The 17,566-nt window shown below is 70.9% G+C and carries 15 protein-coding genes; 7 read left to right on the forward strand and 8 right to left on the reverse strand.

From position 1 onward, the window contains the following. Positions 1–203 precede the first annotated feature (203 nt). Genes BBA86_RS00660 through BBA86_RS00670 form a run of 3 tightly spaced genes read right to left on the reverse strand, consistent with a single transcriptional unit; the run spans position 204 to position 4,623 of the window. The gene (locus BBA86_RS00660; protein WP_065569780.1) at positions 204–1,127 is read right to left on the reverse strand and encodes an N-acetylglucosamine kinase; all 924 of its coding nucleotides are present in this window, start codon (positions 1,125–1,127) and stop codon (positions 204–206) included. Continuing rightward, positions 1,124–3,649 (reverse strand): glycoside hydrolase family 2 protein, encoded by a 2,526-nt coding sequence (locus tag BBA86_RS00665; RefSeq protein ID WP_065569781.1) that lies wholly within the window; start codon positions 3,647–3,649, stop codon positions 1,124–1,126. Before BBA86_RS00665 ends, BBA86_RS00660 begins: the two co-directional genes overlap by 4 nt. Before the next feature lie 5 nt (positions 3,650–3,654). Further along, positions 3,655–4,623: an acetylxylan esterase gene (locus tag BBA86_RS00670; protein WP_065569782.1), complete on the reverse strand. Its 969-nt coding sequence runs from the start codon at positions 4,621–4,623 to the stop codon at positions 3,655–3,657. A gap of 114 nt (positions 4,624–4,737) precedes the next feature. Between BBA86_RS00670 and BBA86_RS00675 the strand changes: the two genes are divergently transcribed. After that, entirely contained in the window at positions 4,738–6,954 is a 2,217-nt protein-coding gene (locus BBA86_RS00675; protein ID WP_065569783.1) for an NADP-dependent isocitrate dehydrogenase, read from the forward strand. A gap of 61 nt (positions 6,955–7,015) precedes the next feature. On the opposite strand, the gene BBA86_RS00680 is transcribed toward BBA86_RS00675, so the two are convergent. From BBA86_RS00680 to BBA86_RS00690, 3 genes are all read right to left on the reverse strand, one after another. Further along, on the reverse strand, positions 7,016–7,468 hold the full coding sequence (locus BBA86_RS00680; protein ID WP_065570145.1) for a GNAT family N-acetyltransferase: 453 nt from the start codon (positions 7,466–7,468) through the stop codon (positions 7,016–7,018). A gap of 63 nt (positions 7,469–7,531) precedes the next feature. Further along, entirely contained in the window at positions 7,532–8,956 is a 1,425-nt protein-coding gene (locus BBA86_RS00685; protein ID WP_065569784.1) for a L,D-transpeptidase family protein, read from the reverse strand. Positions 8,957–9,067: 111 nt separating this feature from the next. Next, entirely contained in the window at positions 9,068–9,496 is a 429-nt protein-coding gene (locus BBA86_RS00690) for a hypothetical protein (protein ID WP_065569785.1), read from the reverse strand. 120 nt (positions 9,497–9,616) lie between these two features. On the opposite strand from BBA86_RS00690, the gene BBA86_RS00695 reads away from it, so the two are divergent. After that, positions 9,617–10,234, forward strand: a complete 618-nt coding sequence (locus tag BBA86_RS00695) for a hypothetical protein (protein ID WP_065569786.1) — start codon at positions 9,617–9,619, stop codon at positions 10,232–10,234. Here BBA86_RS00695 and BBA86_RS00700 read toward each other — a convergent pair. Together BBA86_RS00700 and BBA86_RS00705 are read right to left on the reverse strand one after the other, a co-directional pair. Then, complete coding sequence (locus BBA86_RS00700; protein WP_065569787.1) at positions 10,225–11,592, reverse strand: FAD-binding oxidoreductase; 1,368 nt, start codon at positions 11,590–11,592, stop codon at positions 10,225–10,227. The genes BBA86_RS00695 and BBA86_RS00700 overlap by 10 nt on opposite strands. Next, positions 11,589–12,032, reverse strand: a complete 444-nt coding sequence (locus tag BBA86_RS00705; protein WP_065569788.1) for a YrdB family protein — start codon at positions 12,030–12,032, stop codon at positions 11,589–11,591. Before BBA86_RS00705 ends, BBA86_RS00700 begins: the two co-directional genes overlap by 4 nt. Before the next feature lie 115 nt (positions 12,033–12,147). Between BBA86_RS00705 and BBA86_RS00710 the strand changes: the two genes are divergently transcribed. The 5 genes from BBA86_RS00710 (at position 12,148) to BBA86_RS00730 (ending at position 17,527) form a co-directional block, all read left to right on the forward strand. Beyond that, a complete protein-coding gene (locus tag BBA86_RS00710; RefSeq protein WP_065569789.1) occupies positions 12,148–13,284 on the forward strand; it encodes an ROK family transcriptional regulator in 1,137 nt (378 codons plus the stop codon). 86 nt (positions 13,285–13,370) lie between these two features. Further along, positions 13,371–14,633, forward strand: coding sequence for an extracellular solute-binding protein (locus BBA86_RS00715; RefSeq protein ID WP_065569790.1), 1,263 nt, complete (start codon positions 13,371–13,373; stop codon positions 14,631–14,633). 59 nt (positions 14,634–14,692) lie between these two features. Continuing rightward, positions 14,693–15,664: a carbohydrate ABC transporter permease gene (locus BBA86_RS00720; RefSeq protein ID WP_083199428.1), complete on the forward strand. Its 972-nt coding sequence runs from the start codon at positions 14,693–14,695 to the stop codon at positions 15,662–15,664. Then, positions 15,661–16,623, forward strand: coding sequence for a carbohydrate ABC transporter permease (locus tag BBA86_RS00725; protein WP_065569791.1), 963 nt, complete (start codon positions 15,661–15,663; stop codon positions 16,621–16,623). The genes BBA86_RS00720 and BBA86_RS00725 overlap by 4 nt, the downstream gene beginning before the upstream one ends. A gap of 1 nt (position 16,624) precedes the next feature. Continuing rightward, entirely contained in the window at positions 16,625–17,527 is a 903-nt protein-coding gene (locus BBA86_RS00730) for an ROK family protein (RefSeq protein WP_065569792.1), read from the forward strand. The last annotated feature ends 39 nt before the right edge of the window (positions 17,528–17,566 follow it).

Here is a 17,566-nt window from a genome sequence, read left to right on the forward strand (position 1 = left end):
CGAATGTCCGTGCCCGATGCTGCAGACAGGGGTCGGCTCGCGTGCCGAGTCACCTGTGCAGAAGGTGCGGCGCGGCCGGCGGCCCCGGGGCCGGATTCGGACCGTGCGCTCGGATTCGGGCGTGCGCGCGGGTCGCGGTCCGAATCCGAGGCGGATCTCCGAATCCGGCGCACCGGCTCGGCCCGAAACCGGCGCGGCCCGAATCAGGCGGCGCCGGCGCGGTGGACGACGGCGCCGAGCGGATGCCGCGGGTCGAGACTCGCGAGCGCGAGGGCGCCGTCGATGCCGACGCCGCCGGGATCCACCAGCCTGAGGTGTGCGTCCGCGTCGACCTCCCGTGCGAACGCGGTCCGGAGCGGGGCCGAGGAGAAGACGCCGCCGATCGCGCAGACGGGGAGCTCCGTCTCGTTGCTGCGCACCGTCGATGCCGCCGTCCGCACGCTGTGCGCCAGTTCCGCGGCCGCGCGTGCGGAGATGTCGAGCGCGACTGCGTCTTCCGCGCCTGCCGCGGCGGCGACATCGCGCGCCAGCGACGCCACGACCCGGACGCGATCATGGTTCGCCTGCAGCTCGATGTACGCCTGGGTGAGGTCGGGCCAGAGTCCGCGGGCGACCTCCGTCAGCGTCGTCGCCGGCCCGCGTCCGTCGAACGCGCGCATGACGGCGTCGAGGGCCTCGCGGCCGATCCAGTACCCGCTTCCGGCGTCTCCCATGATCCACCCCCACCCGTCGACCCGGGCGGTGGTTGTGGCGCCGACGCCGAGCGTGACGACGCCGGTCCCCGAGGCGACCACGACACCGGGGCGATCGCCGAGGGCGCCCAGGAACGACGTCGTGGAGTCGTGGGCGAGAACCACGCCCTGCGCACCGTGGGCCTCGACGAGGCCCAGGAGGGCACCGGCATCGGCCTCCCGGTCGGTGAGCCCTGAGACGCCCGCCGTGACGAGGTCGGGCGCGACCCCGGAACGGGCGACCGTGTCGCGGACGACCTGCGCGAGCTGCGGCAGCAGATCGGTGCCGGTGTGGATGCCGCCGAACTCGAACTCCTCGCGACGCTCACCCGCCTCGATCCGCACCTTCATGCCGCTCTGACCGGCGTCGACAGCCAGGACCGTGCGCCCGGTCATCGGACGCCTCCCGCGCCGGCGCCGACCACCAGTTGGTTCGCCGACCGGAGTACGCGCGGGTCGGCCAGGGCATCAGCCTCGAGCCGGACGTCGTCGCGGTGGCGAACGACGATCCGTCCGGTCTCGCCCGGGAGGAGCGTCAGCAGCCCGTCCTCGGGCTGAGCAGAGGGGTGCGCTTTGTCGGCGAGCAGGGTCACGTCGCGGGCGAACCCGGCCGCCGTGATGCTGACCTCGGTCCCGCCGGCGACGGCCCGCGTCGAGACGGACAGACCGGGGTCCCCGAGCGTCGAGTCACGCGGCTCGGCGAAGTACCAGACACCGCGCTCGTCTCCGGCTTCGACGACGAGGACCTCGTCCGCAGCATCGGTCGCGGTCCCGACAACGGCCTCGATCGGAACGGCGAGCGTGCCGCGGGGATCGACCGTCACGTCGGCGGTGGTCTCGGCGAGCACGTCGCCGCGGAACGTCATCCGCCGCAGCCGCACCGCGGCGCGCCAGGTCTCGTCGGTGTCGTTCCCGAGAACTGCGGCGAGGTCCGTGCCGCGCGGCTGGACGGTCAGAACGCGTGGCGCGAAGGCCCTCTTCAGTGCGTGATAGAGCGGCTTCACCCGCTCGGCCCCGTCGATCGCCGCCCACGACGTCACGGGCCAGCAGTCGTTGAGCTGCCACACGATCGCGCCCATCGTGTGCGGCGCCCACGACCGGAAATGGTCGAGCGCGGCTCCGACGGCGAGGGCCTGGTTGAGCTGCATCGCCCAGTGCCAGGTCTCCATGTCCGCCGGGACGCGGAAGTGGGGGAGCAACCCGCTCGTCAGCTTCTTGTTCCCGTCGGTCGCCTTCTGGTGGACGATCATGCCCGGTGACTCCGGCGTCAGCGGGTCGTCGTCGACGGCGCTCGTCAGCGTCGTCCAGGCCGGCGGCGCCTGCCATCCGAACTCGGCCACGAAACGCGGCGTGTGCTCGCGATAGGTCGCCCAGTCGCGGAAGTTCCACTGCGCCCACAGGTGGACGCTGCCGCGCGTCTCGTCGTTCGGGTGCGGACCGGTCTGCCGACCGGATGCGGCATCCCATTCCGTCTCCGGGCTGAAGGGACTGCCGGGCGCATACGGCACGTGAGGAGCGAGCTCCGCGACGAGAGCCGGGAAGAGCTCGTAGTAGTACGTCGCCCCCCAGCTCTTCCCGTCGAGGCTCAGCTTCCAGCCCCATTCCTCGAAGCCCCACAGGTTCTCGTTGTTGCCGACGAGCTGGACGAGCGAGGCGTGCGGGGCGAGCCGCAGGATGTTCTCGCGTGCTTCGGCCTCGATCTCGGAGCGCAGCGGCTCCTCCTCGGGATACGCCGCGCAGGCGAACAGGAAGTCCTGCCAGACGAGCAGACCCATCTCGTCGGCGAGCTCGTAGAAGTCGTCGGACTCATACAGCCCACCGCCCCAGACGCGGACCAGGTTGATGTTCGCCTCGACGGCCTGTCGCAGGCGGCGCGCGTAGCGATCGCGGTCGACGCGGACAGGTAGCGCGTCGTCGGGGATCCAGTTGACGCCCTTCACCAGGACGGGGCGCTCGTTCACGTGGAGCTCGTACGGAGTGCCGTCGGCATCCGGTTCGGTGTTCCATCTCACCGTCCGGAACCCGACGCGACGCGCGGCCCCGTCGATGACGACGCCTTCGCGTTCCAGGATGACCTCGACCGTGTAGAGCGGCTGATCCCCGTGACCGACCGGCCACCAGCGCTCGACGTCGCCCAAATAGACCTCGACGCGACCCTCGGCGCCCTCGAGTGTCGCCTCCGCAGTGACCTCCGCACTGCCCTCCGCGCCCGGCCCCCGCACGGTCACGCGGACGGCGGCCGGATGTCCACCGGCATCCGTTCGATCCAGGACGACGTCGACGCAGACCCGCCCGCCGTCGCCCTCCGGCGTCGCCACGACGCGAGCCTCGGCGAGGCGCGCCGTCGACCAGGACTCGAGGTGGACGGCTTTCCAGATTCCGCTCGTGTACGTCGCGATGCCCCAGTCCCAGCCGAAGCTGCAGGCGGACTTGCGGATCGCCTCGTACGGCAGCGGGTAGGGGCGCGGTCGCGCTCCGAGGTCGAGGCTCGCCTGATTCGCGTAGGGGACGGGCGCTCGGAAGGCCACCTCCAGCTCGTTCGCGCCCTCCCGCAGGAGAGCCGCGACGTCGTACCGGTAGGAGCGGTGCTGGTTCGCGACCTCGCCGATCGCCTCGCCGTTGAGACGGATCGTCGCCACCGTGTCGAGCCCGTCGAAGACGAGGTCGTGCCGATCGTCGCCGTCGGGCGTCCACGCGAAGGTGGTCCGGTAGGTCCAGTCCACGAGACCGATCCATGCCAGCAGCGACTCGTTGTCGCCGTGGAATGGGTCGGGGATCAGGCCTTCCGCGAGGAGGTCGACATGGATGCCGCCGGGAACGGCGGCGGGGATCGTGAGACCCGCGAGGGGCTCGGGGACCGGTCCGGCAGCGGCGTGGACGGTCCAGTCGGCGTGAAGGGCACGGCGCGTGAGACTCATGGCGTTCAGACCCGCGCCGCCAGGAACTGGGCCTGACGCTGCCACTGGTGGGCTTGACCCCCCTCGTGCTCGTTGAACGGGAAGACCTCGATCTCCTTGTCCGCTCCCGCCCACGCGTTGAACGCCGCGAAGACGGTCGACGGCGGGCAGATGGGATCGAGCAGAGCGACGGAGAACAGGGATGCCGCCTGTGCCCGCGCCGCGAAGGTCACCCCGTCGAAATACGACAGGGTCTCGAAGACGCGCTCCTCGGCGCCGCGGTGGACCGAGAGGTAGCGGGCGATCTCCTCGTACGGGTCGCGCCCTGTCATGCCGACGGCGCGCTCGAAGTGACACAGGAACGGCACGTCGGGCATCGACGCGACCAGGTCGTCGCTGAGGGCGGCCGCGGCGATCGCGATGCCGCCGCCCTGACTGCCGCCGCAGACGGCGACGCGGGCGGCATCCACCTCGGGGAGGGAGCGCACCGCGTCGATCGCGCGCACCGCGTCGGTGAAGACGCGACGGTAGTAATACGTCTCGGGGTCGTCGATGCCCCGGGTCATGAACCCGGGGAAGGCGGGACCGGCGCCGTGCGGATCGGGGGTCGCGCCTCCCGAGCCCCAGGCGCTTCCCTGACCGCGGGTGTCCATGAAGAAGTGCGCGTACCCGGATGCCGCCCACCCCAGACGCTCGAAGGGGAGGCCGCGGCCGCCGCCGTACCCGTTGAACTCCACGACGGCCGGCAGCGCGCCGTTCCGCTGAGCCGGGAGGAGCAGCCATCCCTTGACGGGATCGCCCGCGAAGCCGGGGAAGGTCACGTCGAACGCGTCGATGCCGCGGAGAGGTGTCTCGACGGGGCTGACGACGGGGGCACCGCCCGCCTCTCGCGCACCGGTGACGGTGCTGGTCCAGAAGTCGTCGAAGTCTGCGGGGACGCGGATCTCGGGACGGTAGTCGCGGAGGTCGGACAGAGGCAGATCGAAGCGCGGCATTGGCTCACACTAGCGGTCGAGGGTCACCGCCGGAGATATCTCGATATCGAGAGAAACCGGGGTGGTGCGATACGCTGAGGGGCATCCGCGACGCCCTTTTCCTGGAGACGACACGTGCCTGATTCCACCATCATCTACACCTACACCGACGAGGCCCCTGCGCTGGCGACGGCGTCCTTCCTGCCGATCGTCGAGGCCTTCGCAGGCAAGGCGGGCGTCCGCATCGACACGCGCGACATCTCGCTCGCCGGCCGCATCCTCGCCCTCTTCCCCGAGAAGCTCACCGCGGAGCAGAAGGTCGGCGACGCGCTCGCCGAGCTCGGCGCTCTCGCGACCCAGCCCGAGGCGAACATCATCAAGCTGCCGAACATCTCGGCATCCATCCCGCAGCTCAAGGCCGCGATCGCCGAGCTGCAGGCCGCGGGCTACGACGTCCCGAACTACCCGGACGAGCCGAAGGATGCCGGCGAGAAGGACGTCCGCGCCCGCTACGACCGCGTCAAGGGATCGGCGGTCAACCCCGTCCTGCGCGAGGGCAACAGCGACCGTCGCGCCCCCCTGTCGGTGAAGAACTACGCCCGCAAGCACCCGCACCGCAACAAGGCCTTCGCGGAGGGCAGCAAGACGCGCGTCGCCACGCTCGGCCACGACGACTTCAAGTCCAACGAGACCTCCACGGTGCTCGAGGGCGACGACGTCCTGTCGATCCGTTTCACGGGCGAGGACGGCGCCGTCACCGAGCTGAAGTCCGGCCTGAAGGTCCTCGCCGGCGAGGTCGTCGACGCGACGTTCCTCTCGGCGAAGGCGCTCGACGCGTTCCTCGCCGACACCGTGGCGCAGGCGCAGGCCGAGGACGTGCTCTACTCCGTGCACCTCAAGGCCACCATGATGAAGGTCAGCGACCCGATCATCTTCGGACACGTCGTCCGCGCTTTCTTCGCCGACGTGTTCTCGCGTTTCGGCGACACGCTCGCGGCGGCGGGGCTCACCCCCAACGACGGACTCGGCGCGATCCTCGCCGGTCTCGGCCACGTCGAGGGCGGCGACGAGATCCGTGCAGCGTTCGACGCGGCGATCGCGGCCGGCCCGGGGCTGTCGTACGTCAACTCCGACAAGGGCATCACGAACCTCCACGTCCCCTCCGACGTGATCGTGGACGCGTCGATGCCGGCGCTCATCCGCAACGGCGGCAAGTTGTGGGGCGCCGACGGCGGCGAGGCCGACACGATCGCCGTGATCCCCGATTCGTCCTACGCCGGCGTCTACCAGGCGACCATCGACGACGTGATCGCGAACGGCCCGCTCGACCCGGCCACGATCGGCTCCGTGCCCAACGTCGGCCTCATGGCGCAGGCGGCCGAGGAGTACGGCTCGCACGACAAGACCTTCGAGATGACCACCGCCGGCACCGTCGAGGTCGTCACGGCGGCAGGCGAGGTCCTCCTCTCGCACGCCGTCCAGCCCGGCGACATCTGGCGCGCGACCCAGACGAAGGACGTCGCGATCCGGGACTGGGTGAAGCTCGCGGTCACCCGCGCCCGCGCGACCGGCGACCCGGCCGTGTTCTGGCTCGACGAGAACCGTGCCCACGACGCGAACCTCATCGCGAAGGTGAAGACCTACCTCGCCGATCACGACACCGAGGGGCTCACGATCGAGATCCTCGCCCCCGCCGAGGCGACCCGGTACTCGCTCGAGCGCATCCGCCGGGGCGAGGACACCATCTCGGTCACCGGCAACGTGCTCCGCGACTACCTGACCGACCTGTTCCCGATCCTGGAGGTCGGTACGAGCGCCAAGATGCTCTCGATCGTCCCGCTGCTCGCCGGCGGCGGACTGTTCGAGACCGGTGCGGGCGGCTCCGCTCCGAAGCACGTGCAGCAGCTGGTCGAGGAGAACTACCTCCGGTGGGATTCCCTGGGTGAGTTCTTCGCGCTGGCGGCATCCTTCGAGCACCTCGCCGACTACACGGGCAACGCGCACGCCAAGGTGCTCGCTGACACGCTCGACGCGGCCACCGGCACCTTCCTCGAGGAGAACAAGTCCCCCGGCCGTGCCCTCGGCACGATCGACAACCGCGGCAGCCACTACTACCTGGCGACGTACTGGGCTCAGGAGCTGGCCCGCCAGAGCGCCGACGCCGAGCTGGCGGCGGCGTTCGCCCCCGTCGCCGAGGCGCTCACCTCCCACGAGGAGACGATCGTGGCCGAACTGATCGCCGTGCAGGGTTCGCCCGCCGAGATCGGCGGCTACTACCGTCCCGACACCGCGCTGGTCGAGAAGGTCATGCGCCCGTCGGCCACGCTGAACGGCATCATCGACGGACTCTGATCCGACAGACGGATGCCCCGGCCGCGAGAGCGGGCCGGGGCATCCGTGCGTTCGGGGTCGGTCAGAGACGGATCTGCGCGACGACCTCGCCGTACTCGGTCTCGTCGACGGGAGTGAAGCCGACGCGGCGGAAGAACGCGTCCGGGCCGCCCTCGCCGGCTTCGTAGATCACGTTGACGTGATCGAAGCCGCGGGCGCGCGCCTCGTCGACGAGCTGGTCGACGGCGTAGCGGCCGATGCCGCGGCCCTGGTCGTCGGCATCCACATTGATCCGCCACAGCACCGAGCGGAAGTGCTCGTGCGGGGCGTCGTCGTCGAAGCCGGCGCTCACGAAGCCGACGACCTCGTCGCCGTCGAGGATGACCCGCTGCCACGACGTGGCAGGGTCGACGACGGTCGCTGCAATCGCGTAACTCTCCGGTGCGATGAAGCGTTCCTGGCCCGGCTTGAGCGAGAGGGTGTTCACGGCGACGATCGTCGACGCCGACAGTTCTTCCACGCGGAGGTCAGCCATGAGCACAGGCTAACCGTGATCGGTGTCCCGCGCACAGGACGGATTCCGAGGAGCCGGAATGTGTCAGGCGTGGATCCAGACGTCGCCGCCGTCGGGCATCCAGTCGTACAGCTTCTTCGCGAGAGCGGGCGGCATGTTCACGCAGCCGGCGCTCATCTGCTGTCCGAAGTTGTTGTGCCAGTAGGCGCCGTGGAAGGCCTGGTTGCCGTTGAAATACATGACCCAGGGAACGTCGGGCTGCGTGTACTTCGATCCGGTGTCGCGCGAGGTGCCCTTCATGTCCTGCAGGGGAGTGCGCCAGCCGATGGAGTAGTGGCCCTGATAGGTGATCGCGCCGTCCCGACCGCTCGAGATGAGCCACGTGTCGACGACCTTGCCGTTCTCCTTCAGGTAGAGGCGCTGTGCTCCCAGATCGACCTCTGCGAGCCGGACCGTGCTGACGGTGCCTCGAGGAGTGACGTCGGCTGCCAGGTCGTACGAGGCGTCACCGCCGGCGAGCTGCTCGGCGAACTCGCGAGCCACACCGGACGTGTCACCCAGCACGCGGCCGTCCTGCCCCTCGACCAGAGTGGTAAGCACCGTCCCCGCTTCGTTCACGAGGACGGATGCGTCGACGGGGTCCTGATCGACCTGGTCGGGGAGCCCGTCGACAGCGGTCTGGATCGCGGCGGCATCCACCGTGAAGGAGAACGTGCCGGACTCGTCCGCTGCCACAGTCAGCCACGATGCGAGCGTGTCGGCCGACACCGGGACGGCCCGATCGTCGCCCACATAGAAGCCCGCGTCGGCGATCATGTCGTTGAGGCTCGCCGCCGTCGCCTCGGCCGCGACCGTCGTGACGACGGAGGCCACGGGTTCGGGCGTCGGATCCACGGTCGCTGTCGCAGCTCCGGAGCTGAGCGCGGACTCGAGGGCGCGGCGCACCGCGTCGAGCGAGACGCCGGTCCCATCGACAGCGGGAGTGACCGTGTAGGCGCCGTTCTGGAATGCCACGGCCGCGGGTGTCGGATCGGCGTAGGCGTCGGGCAGCGCGGCGCGCAACGCGTTCGTCGCGCGTTCGGGGTCGAGGCTCACCTCGGGGGCGCCGTACTCGGCGAACCAGGCGCCGACGTTCCACATCGGGCTGCCGGCGAACGCGGCGTCCGCCAGAGCCGACGCGTTCACGGACGCACCGAGGTCGGCGGCCGAGACGGTGGGACCGCCGTCGCCGAGGGAGACCTCGATGGCGGAGAGGCGGGATGAGATCGAGTCGGCTGCCGAACCGGAGGTCTGGCCACCCACCGGCACGCCGGCAGCGGTCGTGCCGGGTGCGATCAAGACGAGCGAGCAGACGGTCGTCGCAGCCACGACGGCGGCGACGGGGACGCCGATCTTCAGCCAGAGACGTCGAGGTTTCGGAGCGGGAGCGGCGGGCGCCCAGCGCACGTCGACGGACGCGTCGGAAGCGACGGTGTCGCCCGCGTCCTGGCGTGTGATGATCTCGGACATCGATCTCCCCCGAGCTGCTGCCCGGCGTTCCGGTCGCCGCGGGGATCCGCGGTCCGTCGCCAGGGCGAATGTCGCTTCACGAAAGGGTACGCGACCAGGGTTGTGCGCGGCTCATCCCGCGCACAGATCGTGATATTCCGAGACTCCCGAGCGGATGCGGTCGGTCGCCTCGCTGAGGCCGGTGACGCCGTCCACGTCTCCGTCGGCGGCGGCCGAGGTCGCGTCGGCGAGGACGTCGAATCCTGCCGCCAGGTCGGCGACGACCGCACCGACCCTGTCGTTGTCGATCGAGCGAGTCAGCTTCTCCAACTGGTCGCGCGCGCCGGCGGTGGCCGTCGCGGCGGCAGTCGGATCGGCGGCATCCGCTTCGGTGAAAACCGCCATCGCGTTCCCCACGGTGTCTGCGACTGCCGTGCACGCGGAGGCGACGGTCTGCTTCTCGCGGTGAGGGGATTCGGGGGCGCACGCCGCGCCGAACGCGACGACGGAACCGGCGGCGAGCAGCGCGCCGATGATGCGGGCGAAGCGGGATGCGGGCACGTCAGGTCCTCCTCGGGTCGGGGCCGTTCGAGCCTGCCACGGCTTCGCTGGAGGAACAGTGCACCCGCGCGCCCGGCACGGCGGATGACAGCGCCGGACCCCCGGGCATATCGTGTGCCCATGCAACGCACAACGGTGTGGTCGTGGCTGCTGGGTGGGTTCCTGCTTCTCGGGCAGGGCGTCCTCGGGGTGCTCGCCGCGCTCGCGGCGGGTTCGGGGAACGCGGCGGCCGTGCCCTATGAGCTGGGCGCCGGCGTGCTCACCGCCGCCGCCTGCATCGTCTATGCGTTCGGGCTGCGACCGTCGGAGAGCGTCGTCGCGCGCCGACCAGCCGGGATGATCGTGCTGCTCGCTCTGGGGGCGTTCGTCCTCGTGCGTGCGGTCTGGTGGGCGGGGCCGACGGGGTACGCCGCCGGCGCCGAGTCGACGGCCGCGCTGGGAGCGATCGTCTCCTACGTCCTCGCGATCGGCGGCGCGATCGCGATCCTGCGCATCGGCGTCATCCCTCGCCCGTGGAGCTGGATCCCGCTCGCAGCGATCACCCTCGGGCTCGGGCTCGCCGTCGTGTTCGCGGCCGTCACCGTCGTGGCGCCCGGAATCGGCGGCCCGGTCGGCGTCCTCCCGGCGACGATCCCCGCCGTCGTCGGCATCGTGTCGATGGTGCTCGCGGTCACGACGCGACCGTCTGCGGACCGCTCATCGCGGACGCCCTCGCGCGCGGCCGTGCGTCACGGCTGACCCGCGAACACCTTGCCCGGGTTGAGGATGCCGGCCGGATCGAAGACCGACTTGATCCCGCGCTGCAGCGACCACTGATCCTCACCCAGCTCGTCGGCGAGCCAGCGGCTCTTGAGGACGCCGATGCCATGCTCTCCCGTGAGAGTGCCGCCGAGGGCGATGGCGGCGCGGAACAGCGCATCCGCCGCCTGCCACACGCGTTCCGGGACCTCGTCCCCGTCGAAGATGAAGTTGGGATGGAGGTTGCCGTCGCCCGCGTGGCAGACGGTCGGGATCGTCAGGTCGAACTCCGTCTCGATGCGGGCGATCTCGTCGAACATCGCGGGGAGGGCGCTGCGCGGGACCGAGACGTCCTCTATGAGAGCCGTGCCGAGGCTCTCCATCGCCGGATGCATCGCGCGCCGGACGGCCCAGAGCTGCGCGGCCTCGTCGTCGTCGGCGGCGAGGCGGACCGCGCCGCCGACCGCTGACAGGACGTCGGCGATCGCGGCCTGCTCCGCGGCGGCGGCCACGCCGTCGGTCTGCACCGTCAGCTGGGTCGCGCCGGGCGTGGGGGAGGGGAGGCCCAGCAGTGCGTGCGCAGCAGCCAGACTCACGGCATCCATCAGCTCCATGATCGCGGGCTGCGCACCGGAAGCGGTCACGGCCGCAGCCCCCGCGGCGGCCGTGCGCACGTCGGGGAACTGCGCCGTCAGTGTGCGGGTCTCGCCGGGGACGAGTCTGCGGAGCTTGAGGGTCGCCCCGACGACGACGCCGAGTGTTCCTTCCGACCCGATCATGAGTGCCGTGAGGTCGTACCCCGTCACGCCCTTCACGCTGCGGTGGCCGGTGGAGATGAGGCGGCCGTCGGCGAGGACGACATCGAGGGCGAGGACCGCGTCGCGGACGACCCCGTACTTCGCGCACAGCAGCCCGCCCGCACCGGTCGCGATGTTGCCCCCGACGGTCGATATCTCGCGGCTCGCGGGGTCGGGTGCCCACCACAGGCCGTACGGGGCGAGAGCGCGCCCCAGATCCGCGTTGAGGATGCCGGGTTCCACCACCGCCAGCAGGTCATCGGGCCGAACCTCCAGGACTCGGCCCATGTCGCGCACCGACAGGGCGATCTCCCCGGCGCCGGTGTTCGCGCCGCCGGCGAGGCCGGTGCCCGCGCCGCGGGTCACGACCGGCGTGCCGGTCGCGGTGGCGATCCGCATCGTCGCCTGGACGTCCGATACGGATGCCGCGCGCACGACCGCGAGCGGCCGCCCCGCCGCGCGGTGGCCGGACTTGTCCGCCCGGGCCGCCTCGAGGGCCGGTTCCGAGGTGTCGACGCGCGCGCCGAGCGCGTCGCGAAGGAGGGCGGCGACGTCGGTCACGACAGGCGGCGGCGCCCCGCGAGAACCCCGACCGTGACGGCGACCACGGCGAAGCCGAGGCCGATCCACGCCTGACCCGCGCTCCACCAGGCGATCGTCGCCGACAGGTAGATGAGCAGTTCGACGAGGCCGCGCACGAACGGGTGCACGCGGACGACGGCCCGCGGCGAGGCGAACAGCCCCCAGACGATCAGCGTCGCCAGCGGTGCGGCGATGCCGAAGACGATGTTCCAGGGGAACTCCCACGCCGTGAAGCCCCAGATCGCGAGCGACGCGACCGCGAACAGAGTGCACAGGAAGCTGAGGAGGTCGAGGGCCGACAGTCGCTCGGGCGCAGACGCCTGGGGCGCGGAGGCTCCGGGTGCGGAGGCGACGGATGCGGCGGCAGCGGGTGCGGGCTCCGCGGGTCGCTCGGGCCGGACGTGGGGGAGCTCGGACATACCTGGATTCTACGGCGGGCGCGGCGACGCCCGGAGTGTAACGAGTTTGTTAAGACTGCTTGCAAAATGGTCGGACCCCTTGCAATGAGGCTATTCGTAAGGCTTACTAACAAACATGTCGACGCCGACCCGATCCACCGCCGTGACCCGTTCCCGACGCGCGGCGGGCAAGATCCTCCCGGAGCACGCCCGCGCGCACAACCGTGCGCTCGTGCTCCAGTCGCTCTTCTCCGAGGGGGCCATGAGCCGCGCCGATCTCGCACGCGAGACCGGGCTCACCCGGGTCACCATCTCCGATCTCGTGGGCTCGCTGATGGAGGACGGGTACGTCGTCGAGCAGGGTGTGCGCGAGGCATCCGGTCCCGGCAAGCCAGCGATCCTCGTGGACATCGCCCGAGACGGCCACCGCATCGCCGGGCTGGACCTGTCCGGCAGCGAGAGCTTCCTCGGAGCGGTTCTGACCCTCGACGGCGAGATCGTCGCCCGGCACAGCGTCCCGGTCCCCGCCGGCCAGTCCGACGTCCTCGGTGCGATCCTCGCCCTCGCGCGCACCGTCGTCGCCGACGCACACGCCCCGGTCCTGGGTCTCGGCGTCGGAACGCCCGGTGTCGTCGACGATCGGGGCGTCGTCGTCGCCGCACCCGGGTTCGGCTGGGAGGATCTCGACCTCGCCGGTGCGCTCGAAGCAGAGGTCGGGCTCCCCGTGCTCGTCGCCAACGACGCCAACGCCGCCGTCCTCGCCGAGCACACGTTCGGAGGTGCCGGCGACGACGTCATCCTCGTGCGCGTCGGTCGCGGTGTCGGTGCGGGCCTCCTGACCGGGGGAGAGCCCCTCGCCGGCGCCCGGTTCGCCGCCGGCGAGATCGGCCACGTCACCGTCGGCACCGACGGCGGACCTGCCTGCGCCTGCGGCAAGATCGGATGCCTCGAAGCGTGGCTCGCGGTTCCCGCCCTGAGCGAGCGACTCGCCGCGACCGACGACCCCGACAGCGTCCTCCGCGATGCCGGCGAGCGGCTCGGCATCGCCCTCGCCCCGATCGTCGGAGCGCTCGACCTGTCGGAGATCGCCCTCTCCGGACCCGCCGACCTCCTCGGCGGAGCGCTCGCCGAGGCCGCAGCGGACACCGTCCGCACCCGCACCCTCGCCACCTTCCACGACGGGCTCCAGGTGCGCATGTCGACCCACAGCGAGGACATCGTCCTGCGCGGTGCGGCCGTCATGGTCCTGTCCGGCCGTCTCGGAGTCTCCTGACCCGCACCACCCGCGTCACCACGCACCACCCCGTATCCGCGACGGCTCGACCGAGCCGCCGCATCCCACACAGTGAAGGAATCGCTATGAAGAAGACCCTCGGAGCACTGTCGCTCCTCGGCGCGTCAGCCCTCGTCCTGTCCAGCTGTGCCGGCGGCGGCACCCCCACCGGCGGGAGCGCCGCGACCGGCGACCTGACCGTGTGGCTGGTCGGCACGGACACCCCGCAGGATGCGCGCGACTATTTGAAGAAGACGTTCGAGGACCAGAACGACGGCTGGACGCTGACGGTCGAGGAGAAAACCTGGGCCGACACGACGGAAGGGTACGTGGCCGCGCTCTCGTCGAACGACGCCCCGGATCTGGTCGAGGTCGGCAACACCCAGGCGCCGGGGTTCATCGACCAGGGGCTGTTCGCCGACATCACCGACATCCGCGAGGATCTCGGCGGCGACGACATGCTGCCGGCTTTCATCGACAGCGCGACCCTCGACGGTGCGCTCTACGCCGCGCCGTATTACGCCGGATCGCGCGTCGTCTTCTACTCGCCCGCCACCTACTCGGGCGAGGTCCCGGCGACGCTGAGCGAGTACGTCCAGGCCGGCATCGACAACACGAGCTCCGGCAAGTCCGGCATCTACGCGCCCGGCAAGGACTGGTACAACGCCCTGCCCTACGTGTGGGCCAACGGCGGCGAGATCGCGACGCTCGAGGGTGACCAATGGGTCGGCGGGTTCTCGAGCGAGGGCGGCATCAAGGGACTCGAGATGCTGCAGGACGTCTATCAGAACGCGACGATCGCGCCCGCCGACGCGGACGAGACCGACCCCCAGGTGCCGTTCTGCGCGGGCGAGGTCGGCTTCCTCTCGGCGCCGAGCTGGGTGCAGTGGTCGATCCTCGCGCCCGCCGACGCCGAGGCGCCCGGATGCCCCGACGATGCGGGCAAGGACCTGGCGGCCTACGCGCTTCCCGGCATGACCGAGGGCGAGGTCGCGCCCGTCTTCGCGGGTGGATCCAGCATCGCGATCGCGGCGAAGACCGACGCATCGGAGATGTCCCAGGCCGCGCTCGAGATCATCCTGTCGGAGGGGTACCAGAAGATCCTCGCCGAGAACGGGCTGATCCCGGCCCGCACCTCCTTCGCGCAGTACCTGCCCGAGGGGCAGATCACCGCCGAGGCGGCGAAGGCCGCGGCATCCTCCAAGGCGGTCCCCGCCAGCCCTCAGTGGGTCGAAGTCGAATCGGCGGGCATCATCAAGGACGCTCTCGTCAAGATCGCGCAGGGAGGCGACGTCACCGAGATCGCGACCGCCCTCGACGCTCAGATCGAAGCGATCCTCAACTCCTGACCCGAGCGGTGCAGGGGGCGACGCGTCCCCTGCACCGCTCCCATCCCGCGGAGACGACGATGTCCGGAACCCTCACGCGCCCCGCCCCGACGAGGGTGCCGCGCGATCCCCTCGCCACGGCCACTCGCGATCGCGCGCGACGACGCAAGGACGGCGCCGCGGCGCTGACGCTGCTCGGGCCCTCCCTCGTGATCCTCGCGGTCATGGTCGGCTATCCCGCCGTCCTCATGATCGTGCAGTCGTTCACCGACTACTCGATCCGCAACAAGGTGCAGGGAACCCTCCCGGACGTCGTCGGCTTCGAGAACTACGTCGAGGTGTTCACCGCGTCGGACTTCCCGGCAGTGCTGGTCCGCAGTCTCGGCCTCATGCTCGTCATGACGGTGCTCATCGTCGGGCTCGGGGCGCTGGTCGCGGTGCTGATGACACGGCTCACCCGGGGGTGGCGGATCCTCGTGTCCATCGGTCTGCTCCTCGCGTGGGCGATGCCGCCGCTGGCTGCGACGACCGTGTGGGGGTGGATCTTCGACGCGCAGTACGGTCTGGTGAACTGGGCGCTGAACACCGTGACCGGTACGCAGGACTTCACGAACCACTCCTGGCTGCTCGACCCTTGGTCGTTCTTCGTCGTCCTCACGATCATCGTGGTGTGGCAGGGCGTCCCCTTCGCGGCCTTCACTCTCTACGCCGCCCTCGGGCAGGTGCCCGGCGAGGTGCTCGAGGCCGCATCCCTCGACGGCGCAACCGGCCTCCAGCGCTTCCGGCTGGTCGTGTACCCGTATCTGCGCAACGTCGTCACCGTCGTCGTCGTGCTGCAGGTCATCTGGAACCTGCGCATCTTCACCCAGGTGTACGCGCTGCAGCAGCGCGGGGGGCTCGCGTCGGAGACGAACGTCCTCGGCACCTACATCTTCCGGCAGGGGGTGGGGGAGTTCGGTGTCACGAGCGCGATCGGCGTGCTGACGGTCATCCTGCTCCTCGCTCTGTCGTGGGGCTACGTTCGCACCACCCTCAAGGAGGAGGAGCTGTGAGCACGCAGATCACCCCGGCCGCGCAGTTGTCGACCGTCGGCGTCGAGGAGGTCGCCGGTCCGGTCGGCGACGCCCGGACGCCCCTGCCGGGCTCGCTCGCCGCGCGGCGGCGACGCCGATCGCCGGCGGGACGGGTCCTGCGGAACATCGCCGCCCTGATCGTCTTCGCATTCTCGGTGTTCCCCGTCTACTGGATGCTGAACATGTCGTTCACGAGCGGTCAGTCGATCATCAGCCGCACGCCGAGCTTCCTGCCCCTGGACTTCACCCTCCGCAACTACGAGACCGCGTGGACCCGCCCCGCGGCGCCGGGGCAGACCGACTTCGTGCACGGCCTGATCAGCTCGGGGCTGGTCACCGTGAGCGTGCTGGTCATCACCCTGCTCGTCGCGTTCCTCGCCTCGATCGCGGTCGCCCGCATCCGCTTCCGCGGGCGCCGTTCCTTCATCGTCTCGGTGCTCATCGTGCAGATGATCCCGGGCGAGGCGATGATGTTCACGATCTACGGGATGATCGACGACTGGCGCCTCATGAACACGCTCGTCGGTCTCGGGGTCGTTTACGTCGCAGCCGTCGTCCCGTTCACGATCTGGACCCTGCGCGGCTTCGTCGCAGGAGTCCCGGTCGACCTCGAGGAGGCGGCGATGATCGACGGCTGCACGCGCTCGCAGGCGTTCTGGAAGGTCACCTTCCCCCTTCTCGCCCCCGGCCTCGTCGCGACGGGTGTCTTCGCCTTCATCCAATCGTGGAACGAGTTCACGATGGCGCTGCTCCTCCTCCGCGGCCAGAATCTGACGCTGCCGCCGTGGCTGCTGTCGTTCCAGTCCGCGACCGAAGCGACCAACTGGGGTGCGGTGATGGCGGCATCCACCCTCATCTCGGTCCCCGTCGTCGTCTTCTTCCTCATCGTGCAGGGGCGGATGTCGGGCGGGCTCGTCTCGGGCGCCGTGAAGGGCTGACATGCGCGTCGGAATCGACGTCGGCGGCACGAAAACGCTCGCCGTCGCGGTGGATGACGGCGGTCGCGTCGTCGCGACCGACCGCCGCGCGACCGGGCGCGGAGCCGATGCCGTCGTCGACGGGATCGTGGCGGTCGTCGACGCGCTCGCGCGGGGTCGACGGGTCGATGACCTCGGTGTCGGCGTGCCCGGCCAGATCGGGCGGGACGGCGTGGTCCGCCACGCCCTCAATCTCGGGATCGACAACCTCGACCTGGCGGCCGCCCTCGCCGCGCGCCTCGGGGTGAGGCCCACCGTGGACAACGACGTACGCGCCGCCGCCGTCGGAGCCGCCGCGGTGCTGCCCGACATCGACTCGCTCGCTTACCTGAATCTCGGGACGGGCGTCGCCGCAGGGATCGTCCGAGACGGGATGCCGTGGCGCGGCGCGCGCGGCGCCGCCGGCGAGATCGGGCATCTCAGCGTCGACCCCGCCGGGCCGGCCTGCCCCTGTGGGCAGCGGGGCTGCATCGAGGCGCTCGCCGGAGGCGCTGCCGTCGCCGCGCGGTGGGGGAAGCCGTCTCCGCTCCCCGTCGCCGAGGTGTTCGACTGCGCGGATGCGGGTGATCCGTTCGCGGGATCGTTGCGCGCGGATCTCGTCCGCGGCGTGGCCGGGGCGGTGCAGGTGCTCGTCCTCACTGCCGACGTCGATCTCGTCGTGCTCGGCGGCGGGGTGTCGCACCTGGGGGAGCGGATGCTCGTGCCGGTGCGGACGGCCCTGCGGGCCGCGGCATCCGGGTCGGCCTTTCTCGCCTCGCTGGATCTGGCGGACCGGATCGTCGCGGTGCCTGCGGGCGAACCCGTCGGCGCGGTCGGTGCCGCGCTGCTGGCGGGCTCGCCCGTCGGTGTCGTGCCGGGACTCTGATCGATGCGCTGGTCGGTATTCAGTCTGGACGCGAGTCCG

Origin of the sequence: Microbacterium oleivorans (assembly GCF_001691565.1) — a bacterium.
Lineage (GTDB): Bacteria > Actinomycetota > Actinomycetes > Actinomycetales > Microbacteriaceae > Microbacterium > Microbacterium oleivorans_B.